The organism is Halothiobacillus sp., assembly GCF_028710545.1.
In the GTDB taxonomy this organism is placed as follows: Bacteria; Pseudomonadota; Gammaproteobacteria; order Halothiobacillales; family Halothiobacillaceae; genus Halothiobacillus.
Map to the genome: position 1 here is coordinate 1 of NZ_JAQTTX010000003.1, position 25,608 is coordinate 25,608.

General features: G+C 57.9%; 25 protein-coding genes. 15 read left to right on the plus strand and 10 right to left on the minus strand.

Annotated features, from left to right (window positions below):
* On the plus strand, positions 1–690 hold a 690-nt coding region (locus tag PHD44_RS00775), incomplete at its 5' end, for a hypothetical protein (protein WP_300186889.1).
* 11 nt (positions 691–701) lie between these two features.
* Positions 702–899, plus strand: coding sequence for a hypothetical protein (locus PHD44_RS00780; RefSeq protein WP_300186892.1), 198 nt, complete (start codon positions 702–704; stop codon positions 897–899).
* On the opposite strand, the gene rmuC is transcribed toward PHD44_RS00780, so the two are convergent.
* The 3 genes from rmuC to PHD44_RS00795 all read right to left on the minus strand — a co-directional run bounded on the left by rmuC (position 883) and on the right by PHD44_RS00795 (position 5,173).
* The gene (rmuC, locus tag PHD44_RS00785; protein ID WP_300186895.1) at positions 883–2,508 is read right to left on the minus strand and encodes a DNA recombination protein RmuC; all 1,626 of its coding nucleotides are present in this window, start codon (positions 2,506–2,508) and stop codon (positions 883–885) included. The two genes, PHD44_RS00780 and rmuC, sit on opposite strands and share 17 nt — an antisense overlap.
* A gap of 57 nt (positions 2,509–2,565) precedes the next feature.
* A complete protein-coding gene (gene purH, locus PHD44_RS00790; RefSeq protein ID WP_300186898.1) occupies positions 2,566–4,128 on the minus strand; it encodes a bifunctional phosphoribosylaminoimidazolecarboxamide formyltransferase/IMP cyclohydrolase in 1,563 nt (520 codons plus the stop codon).
* 187 nt (positions 4,129–4,315) lie between these two features.
* Positions 4,316–5,173 carry an NAD(P)-dependent oxidoreductase gene (locus PHD44_RS00795; RefSeq protein ID WP_300186901.1) on the minus strand — a complete coding sequence of 286 codons (858 nt, stop codon included), beginning with the start codon at positions 5,171–5,173 and terminating at the stop codon, positions 4,316–4,318.
* 112 nt (positions 5,174–5,285) lie between these two features.
* Here PHD44_RS00795 and dgt point away from each other — a divergent pair, with 112 nt between their 5' ends.
* Together dgt and yfbR are read left to right on the plus strand one after the other, a co-directional pair.
* Positions 5,286–6,713: a dGTP triphosphohydrolase gene (gene dgt, locus PHD44_RS00800; RefSeq protein ID WP_300186904.1), complete on the plus strand. Its 1,428-nt coding sequence runs from the start codon at positions 5,286–5,288 to the stop codon at positions 6,711–6,713.
* A gap of 187 nt (positions 6,714–6,900) precedes the next feature.
* Positions 6,901–7,518 (plus strand): 5'-deoxynucleotidase, encoded by a 618-nt coding sequence (gene yfbR, locus PHD44_RS00805; RefSeq protein WP_300186907.1) that lies wholly within the window; start codon positions 6,901–6,903, stop codon positions 7,516–7,518.
* A 13-nt stretch (positions 7,519–7,531) separates the two neighbouring features.
* Here the strand turns inward: yfbR and PHD44_RS00810 are convergent, their stop codons facing one another.
* From PHD44_RS00810 to trxB, 3 genes are all read right to left on the minus strand, one after another.
* Positions 7,532–8,389: a hypothetical protein gene (locus PHD44_RS00810; RefSeq protein ID WP_300186910.1), complete on the minus strand. Its 858-nt coding sequence runs from the start codon at positions 8,387–8,389 to the stop codon at positions 7,532–7,534.
* Positions 8,386–8,706 (minus strand): hypothetical protein, encoded by a 321-nt coding sequence (locus PHD44_RS00815; RefSeq protein ID WP_300186912.1) that lies wholly within the window; start codon positions 8,704–8,706, stop codon positions 8,386–8,388. The genes PHD44_RS00810 and PHD44_RS00815 overlap by 4 nt, the downstream gene beginning before the upstream one ends.
* Before the next feature lie 67 nt (positions 8,707–8,773).
* Positions 8,774–9,733 (minus strand): thioredoxin-disulfide reductase, encoded by a 960-nt coding sequence (trxB, locus tag PHD44_RS00820; RefSeq protein WP_300186915.1) that lies wholly within the window; start codon positions 9,731–9,733, stop codon positions 8,774–8,776.
* A 148-nt stretch (positions 9,734–9,881) separates the two neighbouring features.
* Here trxB and hemH point away from each other — a divergent pair, with 148 nt between their 5' ends.
* From hemH to PHD44_RS00840, 4 genes are all read left to right on the plus strand, one after another.
* Positions 9,882–10,994 (plus strand): ferrochelatase, encoded by a 1,113-nt coding sequence (gene hemH / locus PHD44_RS00825; RefSeq protein WP_300186918.1) that lies wholly within the window; start codon positions 9,882–9,884, stop codon positions 10,992–10,994.
* On the plus strand, positions 10,991–11,761 hold the full coding sequence (locus PHD44_RS00830; protein WP_300186921.1) for a competence/damage-inducible protein A: 771 nt from the start codon (positions 10,991–10,993) through the stop codon (positions 11,759–11,761). Before hemH ends, PHD44_RS00830 begins: the two co-directional genes overlap by 4 nt.
* Positions 11,762–11,810: 49 nt before the next feature.
* Entirely contained in the window at positions 11,811–12,692 is an 882-nt protein-coding gene (locus tag PHD44_RS00835) for a fumarylacetoacetate hydrolase family protein (RefSeq protein ID WP_300186924.1), read from the plus strand.
* A 172-nt stretch (positions 12,693–12,864) separates the two neighbouring features.
* Positions 12,865–13,659 (plus strand): TIGR01458 family HAD-type hydrolase, encoded by a 795-nt coding sequence (locus PHD44_RS00840; RefSeq protein ID WP_300186927.1) that lies wholly within the window; start codon positions 12,865–12,867, stop codon positions 13,657–13,659.
* 5 nt (positions 13,660–13,664) lie between these two features.
* Here the strand turns inward: PHD44_RS00840 and PHD44_RS00845 are convergent, their stop codons facing one another.
* On the minus strand, positions 13,665–15,893 hold the full coding sequence (locus tag PHD44_RS00845) for an alkaline phosphatase D family protein (RefSeq protein ID WP_300186930.1): 2,229 nt from the start codon (positions 15,891–15,893) through the stop codon (positions 13,665–13,667).
* A 289-nt stretch (positions 15,894–16,182) separates the two neighbouring features.
* Here PHD44_RS00845 and PHD44_RS00850 point away from each other — a divergent pair, with 289 nt between their 5' ends.
* Positions 16,183–17,637 carry a DegQ family serine endoprotease gene (locus tag PHD44_RS00850; protein ID WP_300186932.1) on the plus strand — a complete coding sequence of 485 codons (1,455 nt, stop codon included), beginning with the start codon at positions 16,183–16,185 and terminating at the stop codon, positions 17,635–17,637.
* Positions 17,638–18,001: 364 nt separating this feature from the next.
* The gene (locus PHD44_RS00855; protein ID WP_300186935.1) at positions 18,002–18,772 is read left to right on the plus strand and encodes an exodeoxyribonuclease III; all 771 of its coding nucleotides are present in this window, start codon (positions 18,002–18,004) and stop codon (positions 18,770–18,772) included.
* 9 nt (positions 18,773–18,781) lie between these two features.
* Here PHD44_RS00855 and PHD44_RS00860 read toward each other — a convergent pair whose 3' ends face one another.
* A complete protein-coding gene (locus PHD44_RS00860; protein ID WP_300186938.1) occupies positions 18,782–19,531 on the minus strand; it encodes a TerC family protein in 750 nt (249 codons plus the stop codon).
* 195 nt (positions 19,532–19,726) lie between these two features.
* Positions 19,727–19,912, minus strand: a complete 186-nt coding sequence (locus tag PHD44_RS00865; protein ID WP_300186941.1) for a hypothetical protein — start codon at positions 19,910–19,912, stop codon at positions 19,727–19,729.
* A 210-nt stretch (positions 19,913–20,122) separates the two neighbouring features.
* Here PHD44_RS00865 and PHD44_RS00870 point away from each other — a divergent pair, with 210 nt between their 5' ends.
* The 5 genes from PHD44_RS00870 (at position 20,123) to PHD44_RS00890 (ending at position 24,508) form a co-directional block, all read left to right on the plus strand.
* Positions 20,123–20,593 (plus strand): glycine zipper 2TM domain-containing protein, encoded by a 471-nt coding sequence (locus PHD44_RS00870; RefSeq protein WP_300186944.1) that lies wholly within the window; start codon positions 20,123–20,125, stop codon positions 20,591–20,593.
* A gap of 87 nt (positions 20,594–20,680) precedes the next feature.
* Positions 20,681–21,295, plus strand: a complete 615-nt coding sequence (locus PHD44_RS00875) for a DedA family protein (RefSeq protein WP_300186947.1) — start codon at positions 20,681–20,683, stop codon at positions 21,293–21,295.
* A 6-nt stretch (positions 21,296–21,301) separates the two neighbouring features.
* On the plus strand, positions 21,302–21,931 hold the full coding sequence (gene gmk, locus PHD44_RS00880; protein ID WP_300186950.1) for a guanylate kinase: 630 nt from the start codon (positions 21,302–21,304) through the stop codon (positions 21,929–21,931).
* A gap of 50 nt (positions 21,932–21,981) precedes the next feature.
* Positions 21,982–22,305 carry a DNA-directed RNA polymerase subunit omega gene (gene rpoZ / locus PHD44_RS12700; protein WP_363102326.1) on the plus strand — a complete coding sequence of 108 codons (324 nt, stop codon included), beginning with the start codon at positions 21,982–21,984 and terminating at the stop codon, positions 22,303–22,305.
* 1 nt (position 22,306) lies between these two features.
* On the plus strand, positions 22,307–24,508 hold the full coding sequence (locus tag PHD44_RS00890; protein ID WP_300186953.1) for a bifunctional (p)ppGpp synthetase/guanosine-3',5'-bis(diphosphate) 3'-pyrophosphohydrolase: 2,202 nt from the start codon (positions 22,307–22,309) through the stop codon (positions 24,506–24,508).
* A gap of 43 nt (positions 24,509–24,551) precedes the next feature.
* Here PHD44_RS00890 and PHD44_RS00895 read toward each other — a convergent pair whose 3' ends face one another.
* Positions 24,552–25,589 carry an HDOD domain-containing protein gene (locus PHD44_RS00895; RefSeq protein ID WP_300186956.1) on the minus strand — a complete coding sequence of 346 codons (1,038 nt, stop codon included), beginning with the start codon at positions 25,587–25,589 and terminating at the stop codon, positions 24,552–24,554.
* Positions 25,590–25,608: the final 19 nt, after the last annotated feature.

Genomic DNA, 25,608 nt, shown 5'->3' on the forward strand with positions numbered 1-25,608 from the left:
GATTCCCTGAATACGCTGCGCCTGTTGTCGGAGCCGTGGTTCTTTTCAGTGGCAGGCAACCACGAACGCATGATCAGCCATCATCGTCAGGCACTCACGCGCAGACAACTCACCGCGGATGAGCGGCGGAAAATGGCGTCGATCGGCGCACAATGGTTGCTGGATGCCTATGATTCTCTCAATGAAGATAAATGGGCCGATCTGATTACCGAAATCATGAATCTGATCAGCCAGATGCCGCTGATGATTCAGGTCGGCAATGGCCCCGATGCAGTTGGCGTTATCCATGCCGAACTGCCCGACTGGGACTGGTACCGCAGCGTCACGCGGCTGGAGCGGATCAAGAAAGTAAAATTCTGGGACCAACCCCGCGATGAGCCGAGCATCGAATCGATTCTTTGGGGGTCTTCGCAGATTGAATCACTCATGAACGGCGAACAGAACGATCGCCGCATCAGTGGTATCGCCTGGGTGATTCAGGGTCATAGTGTCCTAACCACACCCAAGCGCGCCGGCAACCGGCTATGGATTGACACCGGCGCTTACGAAAATCAGCCGTCACGTGGTTTGACGATTGCCGAACTCGGGTCGGTGCTCACGGTAACTACCCATTTCAGGGATTTGCGCATTCGCACGGAGCGATTCAATCTGACGCCACAACCACGTTTCCATTCCGTTTTGATGAGCTAACCGCATTGAAAATGACACTGAACACCGAACTGAATGCCCTGACCACCCAAGAACTCGAACAGCTGATTCAGGCGATTGCTGCCGAATTGACCGAGCGCAGCGCCAAACCAGCCAAACCGCTGGATGAAGAAGAGATCGTGCAAGTGCTCTCTTTTGAACTCAAGCGACACCGCAAACAGAAGGACGAGGTGTTCAATCCTTTTGCGTGATGGCGGCGGGCGCGTCCGGTCCGGTCAATTCCTGATTCGTCAACTCCTGAGCAGTTAACTCTTGGGCCGTGAGTGGCCGGGTTTCCGTCGTCAACGGAGTCAGGCTCGGCAAATCTTCCTTATCGCTACGCACGGCACCGAGTTCTCGGAATTTGCGCGCCGTGGGTAGCACCCGCCCCTCGAGCGACCCCACCGACTGGTTGAACGCGCCCACGGCCTGATCCAGATGTTTCCCCACTTTCTGCCAATGCTGGGCCAGTGTGCCCATGCGCTCGTACAGGTCGCGCCCCAGTTCAGCCATTTCCTGCGCATTTTTCGCCAGCGCTTCCTGCCGCCAACCGTAGGACACGGCCTTCAGGAGCGCGATCAAGGTGGTCGGGCTCGCGGGAATCACCCGTTTCTCCGCGCCGAACTCGATCAGCGTCGGGTCCTGCATCAGGGCGGCGGAGAAAAACACCTCGCCCGGCACAAACAGCACCACAAACTCCGGCGTGGGGCTGAACTGATCGAAGTATTCCTTTTTGCTCAGCTGACTGATGTGGGTGCGCACCTGACGGGCGTGATCCTGCAAAGCTGCGGCACGCGCCTCGTCCGAGGGAGCTTCCATCGCCTGCAAATAGGCATTCAGCGGAGCCTTCGCATCCACCACGACCTGACGTCCGCCCGGCAGATGCACGATCATGTCGGGCCGCAAACGGCCCGCGGTATCGGATTGGCTGACCTGTTCCTCGAAATCACAGTGTTCCAGCATGCCGGCCAGCTCGACCACCCGCTTGAGCTGAACCTCGCCCCAGCGCCCGCGCGTCTGCGGTTGGCGCAAGGCCCGGACGAGATCGGCGGTTTCGCGGTGCAGTTTGGGCAGGTGGATTTGCAGTAAATCGGTGATCTGCTGGTTCATCGCGCCATAGGCATTGGTGCGCGCCTGCTCCAGCGAATTGAGCTTCACATCGAATTGCTCCAGTCGTTCGCGGATGGGCTGGGTCAACTGAACGATCGCTTCCTGGCGTTTGCTCAAATCTTGCGCGGCGCCAGCCTGAAAACGGGAAAGATTCTCCTCGGCCAGCTTCAGGAAGGATTCGTTATTGGCACGCAGTGCATCGGCGGAAAGGGCCTGAAAGGCCTGCTGCAACTGGACTTGGGCCTGATCGATCAGGGCCAGCTTCTCTGCCGCGGCACGGCGCTCCTGAGCCAATCGCTCCTGCAACTCGGCCTGCTCGGCAGCCTGGGTTTGCACTTGTCGTAACAGCTCGCCGATCCGTTGCTCGGATTGCTGGCGTTCGTTTGCCCGCTCGGCCAGCACGCCGGACAATTGTTCGCTCAGCGCGCTCAACGTCGCCTGAGTACGTGCCAGTTCGGTCGAGGCCGCCGCCAGATCACGCTGTGCTTGCCGGGCTGCCAGTTCCTGTTCGGTGGCCTCGTGCCGGGACTCGGCCAAAGCCACGTTCAAGCGATCGATTTCTTCCGCGGCCGATTGGCGATTCTGCCTGGCCCGCTGCGCCAAGACCAGCCAAACAAAAAGCAATGCGACCAAAAGCAATGCCGTCGAAGCCAGCCCCGCCCAGGCCCAAACTGGCGGCAAACTGGGCAATTGCGCGAAGAATGAACTCATGAATGACCCCGGTCCTTTTGGCGACTAAAAGCGATGCGCATCGGACTCATGCGGCGGTCAGTGACGGAAATGACGTATGCCGGTAAACACCATGGCAATACCGTGTTCGTTGGCCGCGTCGATCACTTCCTGATCGCGCATCGATCCGCCCGGCTGAATCACCGCTCGGATGCCCACGGCCGCCGCCGCGTCAATCCCGTCACGGAACGGGAAGAAGGCATCGGAGGCCATCACGGAACCGGCGACCGGCAGGCCGGCATCTTCGGCCTTGATCGCCGCGATACGGGCGGAATACACGCGGCTCATCTGACCGGCACCCACGCCGATCGTCTGCTCGCCACTGGCGTAAATGATGGCATTGGATTTCACGAACTGGGCCACCCGCCAGGCAAAGAGCAGATCGCGCAACTCTTCAGGGGTCGGCTGACGCTTGGAGACAACCGTCAGATCCCGCGCCGTGATCCGCGCCGCGTCGTTGTCCTGCACCAACAGGCCACCATGCACGCGCTTGAAATCCAGCCGGGCCGGGCTGACTGATGGCCATTGGCCGACAGTCAGCACCCGTACATTGGGTTTGGCGGCGAACTCGGTTTGCGCTTCCGGTGAAACTTCCGGTGCGATGACCACTTCGACGAACTGCCGCTCGACGATGGTGCGCGCGGTGTGACCGTCCAAAGGGCGGTTGAAGGCAATGATGCCGCCGAAGGCGGAGGTCGGGTCGGTCGCATAGGCGCGGTCGTAGGCCACGGTCAGGTCTTCCGCCACGGCCACGCCGCAGGGGTTCGCGTGCTTGACGATCACACAGGCCGGTTCGGCAAACTGCTTCACGCATTCAAGCGCCGCGTCGGAGTCGGCAATATTGTTGTACGACAATGCCTTACCCTGAATCATGTGCGCGGCGGCGATGCTGCCGACCGGTGGCGTATGTTCCACGTAAAATGCCGCTTCCTGATGCGGGTTTTCGCCGTAACGCAAATCCTGCGCTTTGTTCAATTGCAGGTTGAAGGTCGGCGCGAAGGCATTGCCGCTGACCATCTTGCCGAAATAGTCGGCGATCATGCCGTCGTAATGCGCGGTGTGTTCAAAGGCGCGCACGGCCAACTCGAAGCGGGTCTGCGCCTCGATTCCGCCCGCCTCGATTTCGCCCAGCACGCGATTGTAATCGGCCGGATCGACGATAATCGCGACATCTTGATGATTTTTCGCCGCCGCACGCACCATGGCCGGGCCACCGATGTCGATGTTTTCCACGGCATCATCGAATGAGCAGTTCGGCTTGGCGACGGTTTCGGCGAACGGGTAGAGATTCACCACCACGATGTCGATCGGCTCGATGCCATGCTCGGCCATCACGGCATCGTCCACACCGCGACGAGCCAGAATGCCGCCATGAATCTTCGGATTCAGTGTCTTGACTCGTCCCGCCATCATTTCGGGGAAACCGGTCACATCGGCCACCTCGGTCACGGGCAGGCCCGCCTCGCGCAACATGCTGGCCGTGCCGCCGGTTGAAATCAGCGCCACGCCATGTTTGTTCAGGCGCTCGGCAAATGCCAGCAGGCCGGTTTTGTCCGAAACGCTCAACAAGGCGCGGCGAGGAGTGGTGCGGTTATTTTTCATGAGGCGGGGTCCTGAATTTCGGCTGATTCGCTGATTGATGAAAATGAAGTGGGCGGCATTTTACACCAGCCCACGCATTCCCCCCATTCAATAAAGAACCTTTGAATAATTCAGAGGTTCTGCGCGGCACAAGGATGTGCCGCCATTTTCAATCACTTATGTGATTGAAAATGAAGCAAAGCAAAAGTCACGGCGTTATATTGGGCACGATCTGGCCAAACAGGGCGCTGTAGTCTTCATCGGCATGGCCTGCGGCCACACCATCTGCCAATATCCGCGCGAGACTATCGAGCATCCGCGCGTCGATCTGCCGGGTTCCGGCCACCTCGGTGAACAGACGGATATCCTTGAGCAGGTGCTTGAGCGGGAAATTCGCGGCGGCAAAATCGCGGGTTCTCATTCGATCCAGTTTTTTATCAAATGTGGGCGCGTATAAGGCGCTTTCCCGCAGTGTGGACATGAACGCATCGACATCAACGCCCTCGCGCTCGACCAACCCAAGGCTCATGGAGAAGGCCGCGGTCAGCGATCCGATGAGCTGGTTCATCGCCAACTTGACGGCTGCCCCCTGGCCTATGCCGCCGAAATGCGTGGGCTTGCCAAGCGCCTGGAGCACCGGATCGGCCACAGCCACATCGGCCGGATCGCCTCCAACCAGAATTTGCAACGTGCCGGTCTCGGCCTGAGGCGTGGAACCCAGAACGGGGGACTCCAGATAATGACCGCCGAGCTGCTTGATGGATTCGGCCAGCGCGCGGGATTGTTCGGGGCCGATGGTCGCGCCATTGATGATGAGCTTGTTCTTGAACAGGTCCCAAGGGTTTTCCGCCAGCAACACCGATTCGCAGGCGGCAAAATCCGATAGCATGACCCACACGATATCGGAGGGTTCCACCGCCGCGGCGACTGATTCGCTCATCGTCACCCCGGTCGGCGGCGAGGAGAGCGGACTGCGGTTGTATCCGCGTACCGTCATGCCTGCCTTGACCAGTCGTTCGGCGATCGCCCGCCCCATCAAACCCAGACCCAACACAGCAATATTCATAGCAACCCCCATTCAAAACCGGGTAACAACCCATACAATACGAACCATGATGATGCCTGAAAGCGTCAAGTCAAAAAAATCAACAGAACAAGACCACCCGGAGGGCGTACATGTGAAGCGCACAGAATCAAACTGGCCCCTGTGGCTCAATTCTGCGCGCCGGCGGCCCAGCCAGACCAGTCCCGCCCTGTTTCACACCGAAACCCGTGCCGAAATCGAACGAGACTATGACCGCGTGCTGTTTTCCACGCCGGTGCGGCGCATGGCGGACAAGACGCAGGTCTTCCCGCTGGATCATTCCGATAGCGTCCGCACCCGGCTGACGCATTCGCACGAGGTCGCCAATCTCGCCCGTTCTGTGGGGCTGGATCTGGTGTTCAACCGCAATCTGGCTGCCGGCTTGCCGCAAGCGCTGCGCGATGTGCCTGCGCTGCTTGCCACGATCGGGCTGGCGCATGATTTGGGGAACCCGCCCTTCGGTCATCAGGGCGAGGAAGCCATTGCTCGCTGGTTCGCCCGACATGAAGCAACAGTGCTTGACCCGCAAACAGGCTTGAGCGAAGCCATGCGGCAGGACTTTTTGCGCTTTGAAGGCAATGCGCAGACCCTGCGGCTGCTCACCAAACTGCAACTGATCAATGACGACTACGGCCTGAACCTGACCATGGCGACCCTTGCCGCCTTGATCAAATACCCCGTGGGCAGCGACGCTGTAGACAAAAACTTCGTCGTGCGCAAAAAGCACGGTTTTTTTCAATCGGAACAGGCGCTGGTGGCTGAGGTGCAGTCACATTGCGGTCTGTCCGACGGGCAGCGCCACCCGCTGACCTGGATTCTCGAAGCCTGCGACGACATTGCCTATTCGGTGCTGGACGCCGAGGACGCGGTGAAAAAGGGCCTGCTCTCGTTTTCCGACATCATCGCCTTTTTGCGCCATGCCGCCGATGGCGACCCGGTGGTGACTCGTGTCTGCGATGCCGCACAGGAGGAGCATCGGCGTTATCGCCAGACCGATCTCTCGCCCGCGGAGCTGAACGACATTTCCATGCAGACCTTCCGCATCCGTGCCATCGGCGCACTCATGCAGGCCGTCGCCGATACGTTTCTGGCCCAGTTGCCCGCCATGAGTGCGGGCACATTCAATCAGGAACTGATCGCCGCTTCACCGGCCCATGCGCTACTGCGTACGCTTAAGGCCTGCAACTGGCAACATGCCTACCGCCACAAGACCGTGTTGAAAGTCGAGCTGACCGGATTTGAAGTCATCCATGGCCTGATGGACGCCTTCTGGTATGCGATTACCGATCGGGTCGATCCGCTCGATCCCGCCAGCGCACGGTGCACGCCGTTGGCGAGTTATCTGTACCAGTTGATTTCGGAAAATTACCGCCGCGTATTCGAATCATCGAACAATCCCATGCCCCTGCGTTACCGCGAAGCCCAGTTACTCACCGATATGGTTTCCGGCATGACCGATAGTTTTGCCGTACGCTCCTGGCAGCAAATTCAGGAAGCAGGGTTCAGACCAAACGTTCCTTAGGGAACCCCTGCACGAATCCATCCATGGCTTCGTGCAGGCACGCACAAGCCGGTACACGCCCGTCTTGTGCTCCGCATTCAATGACTTGCGTCATTGTACGGCAGGGCGTCACTGCCCTGCACGGGAAGCTCTGCATTTGTGCAGAGCTTCCCTTACTGAAATCCACCGTCCACTCATCAGGAGTCTGATGTTGAGCAAATCAACCACACCCGAACAAAGCCATTTCTTTGCCTACCTTGCCCGCATGAAGTACATCACGCGCTGGGGATTGATGCGCAACACGCGTACCGAAAATATTCAGGAACACAGCCTGCAAGTGGCGATGATCGCGCACGCGCTGGCCGTGATTGGCAACGAACTGTACGGCGAGACCAACGACATCGGTCGCATCGTGACCGTGGCGCTCTACCATGATGCTTCCGAAATCATCACCGGCGACCTGCCCACGCCGGTCAAATACTTCCGGCAGGATATTCTCGATTCGTACAAGGCGCTCGAAGCCCACGCCGAGCGCAAGCTCACCGGCCTGTTGCCCGAACGCCTGCGCGCGGCGTTCGCGTCCACCATCGAAAGCGAGCGAATTGAGCCGGAAGTCGCGCGGGTCGTCAAAGCAGCCGATTCGATGTCGGCTTATCTCAAATGTCTGGAAGAAGGCTTTGCGGGGAACCAGGAGTTCAAGAAGGCCGAAAGCTACCTGCTAGCCAAGCTCGAAGAGATGCAGGAAACCATGCCTGCAGTCAGGTACTTTTGCACACATTTCGTCGAAGGATTTGCCCTGACGCTGGATGATTTAAGTCACGATTAATGGTCAGAAAAGCTCAGAAATCGGCACGGCGACGACGTGCCTGATTGAACGCCATGGCGCCGCGCAGATAGTGAATAGCCGCCGCTACAATCAATCCGCCCATCGACAGCAGAAACAGGCTCGCCTGCACATAGCCGAGCATCGCGATTGCCGCGCCGATCAGCCCCGTGTGTTGACCCAGCACGCGCGCCACCCGCGTTTCGGCGACACCCAGCGCCGACAAGGCACCCAATTCCAGAGCCAGTATAGCGACCACGATCATCAGGGCACTCGCATAGGCCGGGAACAGTACCGACAGACCGCTCAGCAGCACAGCGAATGCCAGAACGGCCAGCCCGAACCGCTTTTGATTTCGCCCCGGGCTGGATTGCGGCAGGTAATCGTTCAGCCGAAGCCAGAGCATGAGCCCCGCGGCGAACGTCCAGACCCCGATGAACTCGCTGGACACCGAAACCAGCCGGATATCCCAGGTAAAGGCATCGCGATCCATGTCGAACCAACCCGTCAGCCCCAGCAGGGCGACGGTCAAGCCGGTTCCGATGGTGATCAGCGACAGGCCGCTCAGAATGCCCTCCCGTATCGTGCGTTGCGGCGAAGAACCCCGCGCGGCCCGATAACGAGAAGACAAGGGGGCGGCGACGATGCCCAGCAACACCATCACAATGGCCAGCAATACATTGCTGCCGTCGGACGTCCAGAGCACCGATACCAACATCAGCAACAACGCTGCAAACAACAGCCCGATGGCGGGTTTGTGCCGCGCGGTATTTCCGCTCTGTTCGCCCTTTTCGCTATTGAGTCCGTACAACGCCGCCAGAATCAGCGCCAGCGCGAACCAACCGACCAGATCGATCTGCAGGCCGACGCTCATGCTGATTTATCCTCACGGTGGTCCGAACCCGGCACCGATCCGCTGGCCTGACGTGTCGAGCAGATTTCCCGCCACAGCAGAGAGAACGCGGTGGTGGCGGCTTGCGCGGAGAAAAAGACGGCGAGCGACGTGAGGATCAAGTCGGGTACCGATACGGCATTGACCAGCGCACTGGCCGCAGCCACTACGATGAACCCCGACAAAGTCGCCGCCATCAACAGGCCGCGGCCACGACGCCGTGCATCGCCGCGCAGAAAGCCGCTCAACCCCAATGCTACCGCGAGTAACACCGTATAGGCTGCGATCACCGGGTCCATGTTGTCTCCTGGCAGCGCGGAAAAGCGCCACTGATCAATCGTTATGCCTTGCTTTTATTCCGGGCTTTTATTCCAGGCCTTCGAGGTAGGTTTTTGCATCCAGCGCCGCCATGCAGCCGGTGCCCGCCGAGGTAATCGCCTGACGGTACACGTGATCCATGACATCGCCCGCAGCAAAAACGCCGGGCACCGACGTGGCCGTCGCATTGCCCTGTGTGCCGCTTTTGACCTGAATATAGCCGCCGGCCAGTTCGAGCTGGCCTTCGAAAATCCCGGTATTCGGCGCATGTCCGATGGCAATGAACACGCCGGTGAGCGCAAGATCGCTTGTCTTTTCGGTTTGCACCTGCTTGATGCGCAAACCGGTCACGCCGGTGTTATCGCCCAAGACTTCCTCGACGGCACTGTGCCAGTGGATTTCAACCTTGCCTTCATCGACTTTTTTCATCAAACGGTCGATCAGAATGTTTTCGGCCTTGAATTTGTCGCGGCGATGGATCACGTGCACTTTGGATGCAATGTTAGCCAAATACAGTGCTTCCTCAACCGCCGTGTTGCCGCCACCGACCACGGCCACGGTCTGATTGCGATAGAAAAAACCGTCACAGGTCGCGCAAGCCGAAACGCCCTTGCCTTTGAATTTGGATTCGGACTCCAACCCCAGATACTTCGCACTCGCTCCGGTGGCAATGATCAGCGCATCGCAGGTGTAGGTGCCGGAATCGCCCTTGAGTGTGAACGGCCGTTGCTTGAGATCGGTGCTCTGGATGTGATCGAAGATGATTTCGGTATCGAATTTTTCGGCATGCGCCTTCATTCGATCCATCAGCGCCGGGCCGGTCAAGTCACCCGGATCGCCGGGCCAGTTTTCGATTTCGGTCGTTGTGGTGAGTTGCCCGCCCATTTCCATGCCGGTGATCAACACGGGATTCAAATTGGCACGAGCGGCGTAGACCGCCGCCGCATAGCCGGCCGGGCCCGACCCCAGAATCAGCAAACGGGCATGGCGGGTATTGGTTTCAGACATGATCGACTCCTCATCAACATCACAAAAGGCGCAAATGCGCTTAAAACTTGCCTACAATCATACGTTGCAAAATCAAAGGCCGCCACGCGCGGTCTCAACATTCAACATTCAACATTCAACATTCAAGACTCGATCTAAGGACAGCGGTATGACATATCAAGGTGAACCCCATTACGCCCACGGTAGCGCCGAGCGGATGGGCGTGCTGTTACTCAACCTCGGCACACCGGACGAACCGACCACGCCCGCGCTGCGCCGCTACCTGAAGCAATTCTTATCCGATCCGCGGGTCATCGAGTTGCCCAAACTCCTGTGGTGGCCGATTCTGAACCTGATCATCCTGAATACTCGCCCGAAAAAGTCAGCCGCCGCTTATCGGGAAGTGTGGGATCACTACGAGGACGGGTCGCCTTTACTCACCATTTCCCGACAACAACAACGTGGCTTGCAGGAGCGCTTGTCGCAACAGATGGCAGGCCCCGTCTCGGTTGCTCTGGGCATGCGCTACGGCAATCCTTCGGTCGCCACTGCACTGGCCGAGCTGCGCGATGCCGGTGCGCGTCGGATATTGGTTTTGCCCATGTACCCGCAATACGCCGCCGCCACGACCGCTTCAACCTTCGATGCCGTTTTCGATGAACTGAAAACCTGGCGCTGGGTGCCTGAGCTGCGCTTCGTGAATCATTATCATCGCGAACCGGCCTACCTCGATGCACTGGCCGCCAGCGTTCGTGAACATTTTGCCGAACACGGTCAGCCACAAAAGTTGGTCATGAGCTTTCATGGGGTGCCCAAGCGCTATCTTCTGGCGGGCGACCCCTATCACTGCGAATGCCACGTGACCGGCCGGCTGTTGGCCGATCGTTTGGGTCTGACACCGGATCAATACATGGTGACGTTCCAATCCCGCTTTGGTCGTGAGGAATGGCTCAAACCTTACACTGACGAGACACTAAAAGGATTACCCGCCAAAGGCATCAAGCACATTGCTGTCATCTGCCCCGGATTTTCCGCCGATTGCCTGGAAACCATCGAAGAGATCGGTCAGGAAAACCGCGAATACTTCATGGAAGCGGGTGGCGAAACCTACCACTACATTCCTGCCTTAAACGATCGAGACGATCATCTCGATGCCCTGACGCATTTGATTCGTCGCCACACCCAAGGCTGGATCGAGCATAGCGGCTTCGATGCCGAGGCCGACGCACAGGAACGTGATCGGGTACGCGCCAACGCCCTCGCCATGGGCGCCGAACGATGAGTGTTGCGTCCGGCAAGCCCATTGCGATTGGCGTGCTGATCATTGGCGACGAAATCCTCTCCGGCCGCCGCAAAGACACGCATCTGGCCGCCGTCATCGAGCGGCTGGCACCGTGCGGCCGTCAACCCGATTGGGCGCAGATGATCGGCGACGACGCGGATCGCATCGAAAGCACCCTGCGTGAAAGCCGACAGGCGGGCGGCATCGTCTTCTGTTTCGGCGGTATCGGTGCCACGCCGGACGATCTCACCCGCGCCAGTGCCGCCCGAGCATTCGAGCGGCCACTCACGCGCCATCCCGAAGCCGAGCGCCGCATCATTGCCCAGTTCGGTGAAGCGGCCTTCCCGCATCGCGTGCACATGGCGGATTTCCCGGATCAGGTCGATCTGATCCCGAACCCCGTCAATAACGTGGCCGGTTTTTATCTGGAAAACCATTTTTTCATGCCCGGCTTTCCACAAATGGCTCACCCGATGCTCGACTGGATTCTGGCCCATCCGCTGGCTTCACTCGGCACGCTGGATTATCGCGAACAGTCGCTCTGGACCATCGGCGTATCGGAAAATGATCTCTTACCCACCATGACCGGGCTCTGCGCCGAATTCCCCGATCTCAAATTTTTCAGCCTGCCGATCGGGCAGGGCGAACGACGCCTGATCGAGCTTGGCTTCAAGGGCGAGTCCGCCCGCGTGACACTGGCCATGGAGGCCCTGCAACATCAACTTGAGGCGCGTGGCGTGCCCTACCAGCACAAAAGGCCAGATTGATCTTGCCCGACAGATTTTGATCAGCACCGCTATTTTGAGGAACAGACCCATGCTATTAGTCACGTTCGAAAAAGATCAGGATCACCGCGTTGGTCTACTCGACCGTAACACGGGATGGGTGCTGGATTTAAGCCAGGCTGCGCCCGATCTGCCGCGCAACATGACCGATTTCATCGCAGCGGGTAGCGAGGCGCTCGTGGCGGCGCGTCGGGCAATGGAAGCGAACGATTCGGCGCGTATTGCACCCGATGAGGTTTGTCTGTTGGCCCCCATACCTCGACCGCGACGCAACATTTTCTGCATCGGCAAGAATTATCGGGATCATCTCAATGAGATCAAATCCTTATCAGCAGGCGGATCGGCAGAGCCCGAATACCCCATCGTGTTCACCAAGGCACCATCGACGGTTATCGGCCAGGGGCAGGCGATCCCCTCTTTTCTCGACCCGACCGGCACAACGGATTACGAAGGAGAATTGGCTGTTGTGATCGGCAAGGGTGGGCGGGGTATTTCTCGCACAGAGGCTATGGATCATGTATACGGCTACACCGTGCTCAACGATGTTACCTCGCGGTCCTTGCAGCAACGCCATGCGCAATGGTTTCTCGGCAAGAGCCTCGATGGTTTCTGCCCGATGGGGCCAGCCATCCTCACTGCCGACGCCGTACCCGATGTGGCGCGCCTGCGTGTGCAGACGTGGGTTAATGGCGAACTGCGTCAGGATGGTTGTGTGGGCGATTTGATCTTCGACATCCCAAGTTTGATCGAAACACTGTCCGCAGGCATCACCCTCGAACCGGGCGACATCATCGCCACGGGAACACCAGCCGGTGTGGGCGCTGGTTTTTCACCACCGAAATTCCTGAAACCCGGCGACATCGTGACGACGTGTATCGAGCCGATTGGCAGGCTGGAAAATCCCGTCGGATAATTGCCCAATAAAACAGGTTCTACCAGCAGATTGTCCTCTGCCATGAAGCAAACACCGACAACCTCGTGACTGTGTTCCCAAGGGTGAATAAGCACGGGTTGCACAAGCCATAAATGCGTTGCAGAATCGGGGCAACACTGCCTTTACGTCTTGATTACGGAAGGATAAGCCCATGTCGAAGTCAGCAACGCAAGCGGTTATTTTCGATATCGGCGGCGTACTGCTCGATGGCAATACGCCGATGCCCGGCGCGGTAGCGGCACTCGCCCGCTTACGCGAGGCCGACATTCCTTTCCTGCTTTTGACCAACACCACGCGTCGCAGTCATGCGGATTTGCTTGCCAATCTGCACGAGGCGGGGCTGAACGTGTCGGCGCAGCAATTGCTCACGCCCGCACGTGCCGCCGCCGAATGGCTGCAATCCCACCAGACGCATGGCGTTTTGCTGATTCACCCCGGATTACTACCGGATTTTGCCGGGGTCGATACCACGCTGATCGGGCAGAAAACGGACACCACCGCCCCCCGAGCCGTCATCATCGGCGACGCAGGCGAAGGCTTTAACTACACCACACTCAACGCCGCCTTTCGGGAACTCATGGCCGGAGCCACGCTGATCTCGCTGTCCGACAGTCGCTATTTTCGTGAAGCCGACGGCCTGTCACTCGATGCCGGTCCCTTCGTTCGGCTGCTGGAAAACGCGGCGGGCGTCACCGCCATCACCATGGGCAAACCGGGCGCGTCTTTCTTCCGGCAGGCCATAGCCGCACTCGGCTTTTGCGCAGAAAACATCACCCTGATCGGTGACGATGTGCACAGCGATATTCAGGGCGCCCACGCCGTCGGCATGCAGACGATTCTCGTTCAAACCGGCAAGTACCAGGCCGGTGATGAAGAACAAGCCCCGGAAACCACCGTGCTCGCCAAGGATGTTCTGGCGAGCGTGCATTTACTGCACAGGCGCTGAAAACATTAGTTCGCGCGCGTCACCTTGCCGGTTTGCGGTTCGAAAACAAAACGTTGGTGGCTGAACGACTGCGCCAGTTTAGCGGCATCGCCTGTTAGATTCTGACTGACGGCAGTTTGATCGATCAGCAGATAATCGACCTGGGTTTGTGCCGCATTCACGCGGAAAACCATAATCCCGTGGTGGGATGTATCGGCAAATACAATCGGCTCATCGGCAGGCGCGGACGCCTGAAGGGTTTGATCAAGCCCCAGTACCAAGGCTTGATTGGCCGCCGCTTTTTGCGTTGCATCCAGTCCCGGCAGGCCGGCAATCGCCGATTCCACGAAATTGTTGAACGTACCCGAGCTGATAGCAGGGCCGGTAAAATCTACCACCGGCATCGTACTGGTTTGATGCTGGGTGACGAAACTGGCGTGAATATCGCCGGAAGCCAGAAATGCGCCCGGTCGATTCGCCAAGGTTTCCAAGAAAGCCTGCTTGCCTTGCGGAAACCCATCCCATTGATCCACATTGGGCTTGAACACTGTCTGGTAATCGGCAGGCAGGCTGGTGGCCGAGCGCAAATCCCAGCGCAAGGGCGCGGTTGAAACTGTGCTGATCACGTTGATGAATGTGGCATCCGATGCCAGGGCATTCGCCAAAAACTGGCGTTGTGTTGCTCCCAGCGGGTCTTGTTTGTATTGACCGGTTGCCTGCATATATTGGGCATACAGATCAAAGGTCGGCTGCACGACGGCATAGCGCGCACCGAGCTCCGAGAAGAACGACTGCTTGCCGATATGCAGGTAGGCGATGCCGCGCGGCAAGGCATCGTATGTGGTCGAATCTATGATCGGCAGCGTGCTCGCCCCCGGAATTTGACCCGCGGCAACGGCGGCATTGAATAGGGCAATGAGCTGATTGAACACAAAAGCGGAGACCAGGCCGGTGAGATCGTCGGTTGCCTTTGTTTGCGCATCACCTGCGTAACCCGCCTGAAGGTATCCTTGCGCCAAAACCGGAATCAGGGCCGGAAGATAACCGCTCCAAGGTGCGGTGGTCGTGTCTACATAAGGTCCAAAGTTTGCCTTGACGGCATTGTAACCGGCTTGCCCCAAGATGCTCATAAGCACCGGCTCGCTCATCACCACCTTGCCGGGAAAGCCGTCTTCGGGGATGAGGTGATCGGGGCGATAGCTGCGGTAATCGAGCAGCACGGCTTCTAAATTCTGCCCAAAGCGTAAGCGGCGATACAGCACATTATTCGGCCAAAGCGTGGCCGGATCCTTGTGGAGCGCGCCGCTGACGATAGCAGGGTCATCCACCGGCATGAACTCGTAATACACCTGTTCGGCACGATCACGCCGTGGTGGGTTGTACTCATCTTCCCGGCCATTGAAATACGTGGCGGTCGCGCCCCAGCAATCGTCGGAATATTCGTGGTCATCCCAGATGCCGATCATCGGGTAACGCTCATGCACCTGCTGCAAGATCGGGTCGCTGCGGTACGTTTTGTACAAATCGCGGTAATTCGACACGCTGGACGCAGCATAGTAAGGCGCGGTCGCATCGCCTAATTGAATAGCGCCTGCCGTGTCGGTAAAGGTGATGCTGCGCGGACTGCCCACCGTTTGAAACGAGGGATCGCCCGTGGTCTCGTAGATGTAATCGCCGATTTGCAGGATGAAATCCAAATCCGGCTCGGTTTGCAGCAGGTAGGCCCACACGTTGTAATATCGGCCGATGTAATCCTGGCACGAGGTGACGGCGTAACTGACCGGCACGTTGGCCGCCGGATCCGGCGCGGTTTTGGTTCGCCCGGTACGTGAGCTGGCCCATGTCTGGTTGCCGGTGGCTACCAGAAAACGGTAGTAATACGTCGTTCCGGGCTTCAGACCGGCCACTTTCAAACGCAGGCAGTGATCATGCGCGGCGGCAACGGGCAAGGCGGATTCATCGACGATCAGATTGGAAAAATCATCCCGGCTGCTGACCTGAACGCGCAACTGTCCATCGGTTTGCGGGTCGAGCTTACCCAAACGCGTCCAGAGAATGACTGAGTTTGCGGACGGATCACCTGATGCTACTGATTGCGGGAAATAGCTGGTGTCAGTCGAGATTTTTTCTGCCCCACTATCACTGCCACCACAAGCCGCCAAAGCACCTGCTGAGGCCGTCAGCACAATCAACTTAAGAAACTGGCGGCGGCTACTGGAATGAGTCAGAGCGGGTGATGGCGTGGTTGCGTTCATTTTTGCACTTCCTGATTGATGGCAATGACAAGTCCTTGGCAAAGGGGACCACGCGACATGGATACTTTTTCGGATGTTCCCTTTGCGCGAGCTGCCAAGCGTGAAGAAGCACACTAACCGCTGCGTATGAAGTTTTTATGATCCGGACAAACATACCGAAGTGCTGAACTATTCTTCGGGTTTGGTATCAGAAACATCATGCAACCGGTTGCTGCGCCGTTTTGTCGGTGCGGGCCGAGCTGGTTGCGATTCCAGAATCTATCGTTGTTTTATTCAGCAGAGGTAACGTATGCGAACCCAGATTCTTGTTGATGCTATTCGTGCTGGCTTGCCGCGTCGTGGACGGTTGTTGGTGGCTGCCGCGTTGATTGCCACACCGTTGATGGCGATGACACCGGCCATCAGTTTTGCCGATACCGGCGTCCCCGACTACGTGCAACTGGTCAAGCAGTCCAGCCCGTGGGTGGTCAATATCAGCAGTGTGAGCAAACCCAAGGTGCAAGATGCCTTTGACAACGGCAATATGCCGATCTTCCCACCGGGGCCCGCCGGCGATATGTTCCGGCATTTTTTCCAGGAACAAATGCCGCAAATGAAGCGCGAACCGATTCGCTCTCTGGGTTCGGGCTTCATTATTTCTGCCGATGGCTACATTCTTACGAACGCGCATGTCGTCGATGGCGCGGATAAAATCACGGTTCGCCTGCCCGATCAGCAAACTTACAAGGCCAAAGTCATCGGCAAAGACAAGCGCACCGACATCGCCTTGCTGAAAATCGATGCGAAAAACCTGCCCGTCGCCCCCATCGGCGACTCGGATAACATCCAGGTGGGCGAATGGGTTCTTGCCATTGGTGAGCCTTTCGGACTCGATCACACCGCAACGCACGGTATTGTTTCCGCGATTGGGCGTGATTTGCCCGATGAGAGTTACGTGCCTTTCATTCAAACCGATGCGCCCGTCAATCCGGGCAACTCGGGCGGTCCGCTGATCAATGCAAACGGCAAGGTCATCGGCATCAATTCCCAGATTTACACCAAATCCGGCGGATTTATGGGGATCTCGTTCGCGATTCCGATCAATGTCGCCATGAACGTGGTCGATCAGATCAAGTCTACCGGCCATGTGACCCGAGGCTATTTGGGCGTTTTGATTCAGCCGGTTACCTATGAACTGGCCCAATCGTTCGGTCTGGACAGCACCAAGGGCGCGTTGGTGGCCAAGGTAGAGCCCAATACGCCGGCAGCCAAGGCCGGATTGAAGTCGGGCGATATTATCCTCAAATTCAACGGCAAGGAGATCAAACACTCCGGCGAATTGCCGATCATGGTTGGCATGTCGCCCATCGGGAAGCCTGCCACTTTGACGGTATTGCGAGACGGCAAACAGATGCAGCTTGATGTCACTGTCGAGAAGCTCGACAAGAAGGCGCTCGAAGCCGAATCGGGCACCAGCGAAGCAATCGAAAAAATGGGGCTTCAGGTCAGCGAACTCTCCGCTGATGAATTGCAGCAGATGAATATCAAATATGGCGTAAAAGTGACAGGCGTCAAAAATGACTCACCGTTCGCCTCGATCATTGCACCCGGCGATATTCTGCTGGAAGTCAACCGGATGCCGATGAAGTCCGCAGCTGATCTGAAAAAAGCGCTCGACAGCGCACCAAAAGATCGGCCGATTGCCATCCGGCTGTTGCGAGATGGTCAACCGCTATTCATGGCAGTTCAACTCGGCACCCAGTAAGTCGACAATCCCTGCCTCTGAATGGATTCAGAGGCGATGCGGCACGCTCCTGTGCCGCCATTTTCCCATGCCGAACGCTCTGTTCGCCATCGGAAAATGGCTCGAAAAAACCCAATCCGGGTTTACCCAAACCCAAGAAAAATAAAAGTCCGGGCCCTCGTCAGAACAAGCCTATGCCACTATATGGATTGATTATCAATTTTTTTGAATGACATGGTGAACTTTGAGCCTGGCGCACCATCTTAAGAACTGGCTCCTCAAGGAAGAACCATTGCCCCGAATGATCCGGGGCTTTTTTTTTGCCCGTTTTATCAACGCCACGCTGTTAAACTCCACCACAATTCATACAGGAATCGGGGCTTTCATGCGGGTCATTACATTCAACGCCAATGGCATTCGCTCTGCGGCACGCAAGGGATTTTTCGACTGGTTGAGCAAACAGGATGCCGATTTTGTCTGCATCCAGGAAACCAAGGCTCAAGCCGACCAACTCACCGCAGCCGAATTCTGCCCCGCGGGCTACACCTGCCAGTACGTTTGCGCCGAGAAGAAGGGGTACAGCGGTGTTGCCATTTACGCGCGTCGTCCGCCCGAGGTCATCATCACTCAACTGGGCCTGCCCGAATTCGATGCGGAGGGCCGTTACTGCGCCTTCGAATATTCGGATCTGATGGTGGCCTCGCTCTATCTGCCCTCCGGGTCGGCGGGCGATCATCGCCAGGAATCGAAAGACCGTTTCCTCGCCGCCTATCTGCCGATGCTGGAAAGCTATATTCAAAACCCGCACAAACCGCTGATTCTCTGCGGCGACTGGAACATCGCCCACAAAGAAATTGATTTGAAAAACTGGAAAAGCAACCAGAAGAATTCCGGTTTTTTGCCGCATGAACGGGCGTGGCTGGATGAATTATTCGACCGGTTGGGCTATGTGGACGCGCATCGCCTCGTCGCCCCCGGCGAGGCCGTGTACACCTGGTGGTCGAACCGGGCCAATGCCTGGGAAAATAACGTGGGCTGGCGCATTGACTATCAGATCATCACGCCCGATCTCGCCGACCGGGTCGAACGAGCATGGGTGTATCGGGATGAAAAGTTCTCGGATCACGCCCCGCTGATCATCGATTATCGGGATTGAACCCGGCACCTATTCCAGTACTTTGGAAGTCAGCTGCTCACGCTTTTTGCGCATGCGGATATTGAGCGACTCGACCACCAGGGAAAACGCCATCGCCGAATAGATGTAGCCCTTGGGCACATGCTGGCCGAACGATTCGGCGATCAGGAACACACCCACCAGAATCAGGAACGACAGCGCCAGCATCTTGATGGTGGGGTGGCGCTCGACAAACTCACTGATGGGTTTAGCCGCGATCATCATCACCAACACGGCCACGACAATCGCCGCCACCATGATCTCGATGTGTTTAACAAGGCCGATGGCCGTGATGACCGAATCGAGCGAAAATACGATGTCGATCAAAGCAATCTGGATAACCACCGTCCAAAGGCTGACTTTTTTAAGCGTGGAACCCGCCGAATGCGTTTCAACATGCCCACCCGTTTCCATCGTGTCGTGCATTTCTGTCACGGCCTTGTAGACAAGGAACAGACCGCCGACGAGCAGGATCAGATCCCGCCCGGAGAACGCCAAGCTGCCAATGTGAACAAACGGCTTGGTCAAGCCCATCAACCACACCAACGAGAACAGCAGGCCAATCCGCGTCACCATCGCCAGCGCCAGACCGAAAAAACGGCCCGCCCCTCGCTGTTTTTCCGGGAGCTTGGAAACCAGGATGGCGATCACGATGATGTTATCGATGCCGAGCACGATCTCGAGCGCGGTCAGGGTAGCGAAGGCAATCCAGGTTTCTGGGGCAAGCAGCAGTTCGATCATTGCTTAAAACTCGTAGTAAGGCTGGGTAATTTTAAGGAACCTCTGATTGAATCCTTCGTGGCCGAGACGGGCTTTTGAGGGATGAGTCGCAAGGCGCGGCGCGAAACGGGCTCACGCCAGCTCCGCGTTAATGGTTATTCCATTCGTGAGCGGCGCAACACAGCGGGCTTACGCCAGCTACGCGTAAAATCGCCCTCAAAAGCCCGTCCCATGCGGGTTGCTGCCCAAAAGCAGCAACACTTCGTTATCGGCCTTGGCATCGTAGCGTAAACTACGAACTGCGGCCTCTGCCTCGTTTTGCGGCTTTTGGATCAGCAACTCGGCGGGCTTCGCCAGCTTAATGCGGAGCAGGCGCCAGCCCGCGTAGCACGAAGGATTCAATCAGAGGTTCCTTAACGAAGACGCTGCAATTTATCACCTCCGCGCCATTTACAGAAACTATGGATCAATCAAAATCCCATCAGCAGTCGCTTCGATGGGTTTTTCGCACAACCCACATCAAGATAAACTCAGGTTTTAGGCAAACATTCGGCTAGAATTCCGGTCAAACACGGCGTAATGCACACCACAATCAAATCAGAGGAGAACGCCATGCGCGCACAATCCAGCATCAAATGGGCGGTTCCAATCATCATGTTGGCCGCCCTGACCGGTTGCGTCACCCCCATGTCTGGCGACGTATACAGCCGGAACAACGCCATGCAAATGCAAACGGTTCAGTACGGCACGATTGAAAGCCTGCGCGGCGTGCGCATTGCCGGCACGAAAACACCCATCGGTGCCATCGGCGGTGCCGTGGTTGGGGGCCTGCTTGGCAGTGGCGTGGGCGGCGGTCTGGGGCGCGATCTTGCCACGGTAGGGGGCGCCATCGGCGGCGGCGTTGCCGGTTCCGCCATCGAAGAAGGCGTCACACAACAAAATGGGGTCGAGATCGTTGTGCGCCTGGATAATGGCCGCACGGTATCGATCGTCCAGGCCGTAGGCGGGCAGATCTTCTCCCTCGGGCAACGGGTTCAGGTTATTACGGCACCCGATGGCACGAGCCGCGTGACGGCTGGCTGAACCCGTGCGCCTGACGAGCCAGCACACACCCGGCGAAATGGGTGAACTTTCTTTATCCCGTGATTCATCACCCATTGAGTACACATTTTGTTCGGAATAGATATCGCCGCCCTGCTGGCACAATACGGTCTGTTGGTGCTGGCCATCGGTTGTTTGCTCGAAGGCGAAACCGTGCTGGTTCTGGCCGGACTGGCTACCCACCAAGGCATGCTGCACCTGCCGCAGGTATTCATCGTCGCGGTCGTGTTCGGCTGGCTGGGCGACCAGATTTTCTTCTGGTTGGGGCGCTGGAAAGGCGATGCCATTCTGCTGCGTTTCCCGAGCTGGGCGAAGCAAAAACCAAGGCTGGATCGGTGGATTCACAAATACCATGCTCCGGTCGTCATCATGGTGCGGTTCATGTACGGTCTGCGGGCAGCGGGGCCCGTATTGATCGGCCATAGTGGCCTTTGCCCCTGGAAATTCGCCTTCTACAATGCCATCGGTGCGCTGATCTGGGCGACGATTTTCATCACGTTGGGCTGGGTATTTGGTCAGGCGGCGGAACATATCCTCACGCAAATCAACCACTGGGGCCACTACGTATTCTATGTGGGCGCCGTTGTCATTCTGGTGGTCGGATTTGTCATCTGGCTCGTGAACCGTCGGCGGGCAATGCGCGTGGCCGAGCAAGCCGCATTAAGCGAACAAGAGAGAGATTAGAAAGCGATGTCGCAAGGTCAGTTGTATGTCATTTCCGCCCCGTCCGGCGCGGGAAAAACCAGCCTTATCAAGGCCCTGCGCGAGCAGATGCCCGATCTCGGCCTGTCGGTTTCCCACACCACGCGCCCCATGCGGCCCGGTGAAGTGGACGGCCAGCATTACCACTTCGTCAGCAAGTCGACATTCGAATCCATGATTGCCGAAGGCGCTTTTGTCGAACATGCCCTGGTTTTCGGCAACTACTACGGAACATCGAAGGCAGCTGTCAGCACCGTGCTCGACAAGGGGCAGGATCTGATCCTGGAAATCGACTGGCAAGGCGCCGAACAGGTTCGCCCGCTTTTCCCGAACGCGCAGAGCATCTTCATTCTCCCTCCGAGCCGGGAAGCGCTTCGGGAACGCCTCTTCGCACGCGGGCAGGATGATGCCGATGTCATCGCCCGGCGGCTGGCCGAGGCCGAGCGGGAAATGCAGGCTTACCCGAACTACGACTTCCTCATCATCAACGATGATTTTTCACAGGCGCTCAATCAGTTACGCTGCCTGTTCGAGAGTGCCCGCCTGCGTACACCGCGTCAGGCCGAAAAGGAACGTATTCGCTTGGAAAATTTGCTGAATACCCCTAAAAAAACGTAAACTACCCAGCTCAATTCAATTCACCGATCTATTTCCTGGGGAAAATCATCATGGCGCGTGTCACCGTAGAAGATTGTCTTGTAAAGATTCCGAACCGCTTCGAGCTGGTTCTGATGGCAGCCCGCCGTGCGCGACAGATCGAACAAGGTGCCGAGCCACTGGTGCCGATGGGTAAAGAAAAGCCGGTCGTGATCGCCCTGCGCGAAATCGGCGAAGGCAAGATCGACCAGGCGCGCATCGACGAAATCCAGGAGCACATGGTTGTGCTGCGTTCACAAATTTCAGAAGCCGAAATTCGCGCGGAACTCGCGCAGTTTGCCGACGAAGACGAAGGAAGCGCCCGGCGCCCGGCCACCACCAGCGACGAAGGTTAACTTGCCCGAGGCTTCCGTACCTACACCAAAACCGGAAAAACTGGTTCTGGTTCCTGAAGCGGCCGAGGCGGAAATTTATTTCGCGCCGCTGGCTATGATCTTGGCAACGTATATCGATCCGGAGGGCATCGCGCATGTGCGGGATGCCTTTATTTTTGGTGCGAACTCGCATGTCGGACAAGCCCGCCAAAGCGGGGAACCCTACATCAGTCATCCGGTAGCGGTTGCCGAGATCCTCGCCGGGCTGCACATGGACGAAGCCACCCTGACGGCCGCCATCCTCCACGACGTGATCGAAGACACCGCCGTCGCCCGCGAGGAGATCGTCGCCCGGTTTGGCGAGGAGGTCGCACGTTTGGTGGATGGCGTCTCCAAACTGACCCAGATCCGCTTCAAGTCCAAGGCTGAAGCCCAGGCCGCCAACTTCCGCAAGATGATGATGGCGATGGTTGAGGATGTGCGCGTCATTCTCATTAAACTGGCCGACCGCCTGCACAACATGCGCACACTGGGTGTGATGCGCCCGGACAAGCGACGTCGTATCGCCCGGGAAACGCTGGACATTTACACGCCCATCGCCAGCCGTCTGGGCCTGAACTCGCTGCGACACGAACTGGAAGACATGGGGTTTGCCGCTCTCTATCCCACCCGCTATCGCGTCATCAGTGAGGCCGTGCGCAAGGCGCGCGGCAACCGCAAGGAAATCGTTGCGGGTATCGAGGAGCGCTTCATCCACCGCTTCGGCGAAGAAGGCCTGCGGGTGCAGATCGACGCGCGCGAAAAGCGTCCGTACTCCATCTACCGCAAGATGCTGCAAAAGCATCTCAGCTTCAAGGAAGTGTTCGATGTATTCGCGGTGCGCATCGTTGCGCGAACGGTTGATGATTGCTACCGCGCACTCGGCATCGTCCACAACCTCTACAAGCCCCTGCCGGGCCGCTTCAAGGACTACATCGCCATTCCCAAGGCCAATGGCTACCAGTCGCTGCACACCATCCTGTTCGGCCCACACGGCATCCCGCTGGAAGTCCAGATTCGCACCAACGAAATGCACCAGTTCGCCGAAAGCGGTATCGCCGCGCACTGGCTCTACAAATCCAGTCACGATCATGGAACGGTTACGCAAGCGCGCGCACGCGAATGGTTGCGCGATCTGCTGGAAATCCAGCAGAAGGCGGGCAATCCGCAGGAGTTTCTGGAATCGGTCAAGGTCGATCTGTTTCCGGACGAAGTTTATGTCTTCACGCCAATGGGCGAGATCATCGAGTTGCCGCGACGCGCCACCGTCGTGGATTTTGCCTATGCCATCCACACCGATGTCGGCAATCACTGCGTCGCCTGCAAGATCGATCGCCGGTTCGCCCCGCTCTCCACGCCACTGGAAAACGGCCAGACCATCGAGATCATCACCGCCGAAGGTGCCGAACCCAATCCGAACTGGCTGTCCTTTGTCGTCACGGCTCGGGCTCGCGCCAATATCCGCAACTACCTGAAGAATCTGCAGGATTCGGAAGCCATCAAACTGGGGCACCGTTTGCTGGCCAAATCCCTGAACGCCGAATCGGTCGATTTCAATGACATCAAGACCGATCGACTCAATCGCCTGTTGGCGGAGTATCACTACGATGGGTTGTCGGATCTTTTGCGTGAAATCGGGCTTGGCAACCGCATGGCGCCACTGGTCGCGCGCCTGCTCGTAGCGGACGAAAACACAAGTGAAGCAGCCCAATCACTTGGCGCGCCAACTGGCATCAGCGCGACTCAGACGCCCATCATCATCAGCGGCACCGAAGGGCTCGTGGTCGATTTTGCCAAGTGCTGCCACCCGATTCCGGGCGATGCCGTCGTTGGTTTTTTGAGCACGGGGCGCGGCATCGTCGTCCACCGTCATGATTGTAGCAATGCAGCCGATGTCGGCGTGCACCCGGAACGCTGGTTGGCGGTCAACTGGGCAGACCCGGCCCTGGGCGAGTATCAGGCCCTGATCGTCATCCACGCCAAGAATGTCCGGGGTGGTCTGGCACGCATCGCCAGCGCCGCAGCCGAAACCGGCGCTGATATCGATGACGTTCGATTCGATGACCGCGACGTCAATCTGACCATCATCACCGTCACCCTGCGGGTGGCCGATCGGGTGCATCTGGCACGCGTGATGCGCCGAATCAAACAGGTGCCCGATGTGGTGAAGGTGATTCGCCCCTGACGGGCAGGAATGGTCGGTTCTAATTCGCGCTACGCCCGATTGGCTAATCGGCACTGACGTGAGCCGTGACGCACAAGTCGTACCATCCCCTTGCGTAATCCGGCAATTGCCGACACAGGTGCAGGAATTGAGCCTGATCCAGCTCACCTCGCCGATTCAATGCACAGGCTACTGAGAAATAACGCGCTTGCGCACGAAGCTGTTCCAGTTCTGCGGGCGCGGAATGAATAAGCCGGATGGTGTTTTCGGATAATTCCCAAGCCTCCGCTATCCGCGCCGAATAGGCGGGCACCAACGCCCGGAAACGCGCCAGATAGGTGGCGCTGGTATCCGGCCCGGTCAATGGTTTCTGCCGCAACAGCGCGATCAAGCCCGTGTGCTCGATCAGGACCGACAGATACAGGTCGAACGCTTCGTTGGACGATAATGCGGGTCTTGGATGATCGGATCGCGTTTTCAGCCCCAAACGGAGTGCATTGGCCGCGCGCAGGCTGATTGGCCAGATGTCGTGCACCAGCAAGGGATTGGCGCCCTCGATGCGACCCAGTTGTCCAATCGGGCTGAACATGGCTGCCGAAACGACTTCGCGCATGCCAGAAAAACCGAGCAGCATCACCGCCTGATCCAGAGACTCGATATTTTCCCGACGCACGCGCATGGCCGGACTGTTGATGAGCCGCAGGACCATGGACGAGATCACAGGATCGGACTCGATCAACCCCGTCAGGGTACGAATGGGTGTATCCGGGTTGTTCAACGCCGACATGAGCTTGGGCAATACGCTGGGCAGGCGTGGCACCAGCTGCGTCAGTTGTGTGGGTGTCCGTTTGAGATCCTCAATTCGGGCGCCAAGCCATCGGGTTTCTTCAGGACGCAACTCATCCTTATATCCGGGCGGATGCTCCGGTGCATTCAAAAGTTTTTGGAAAAAAAGCAGCGATGCCTGTTCCGCATCAGGAATGACAATGTCCGAAATCGGCTCCGGCTTGCCTGCGGCCACGCCGTACTCGCGCTGACGCGGTATGTGAGCGGGCGGTGTCGTGGGTTTGGCTGCCCAGAGTTGGCGAATCCAATGCCACATGGCCAAGTCCTTTGATTGA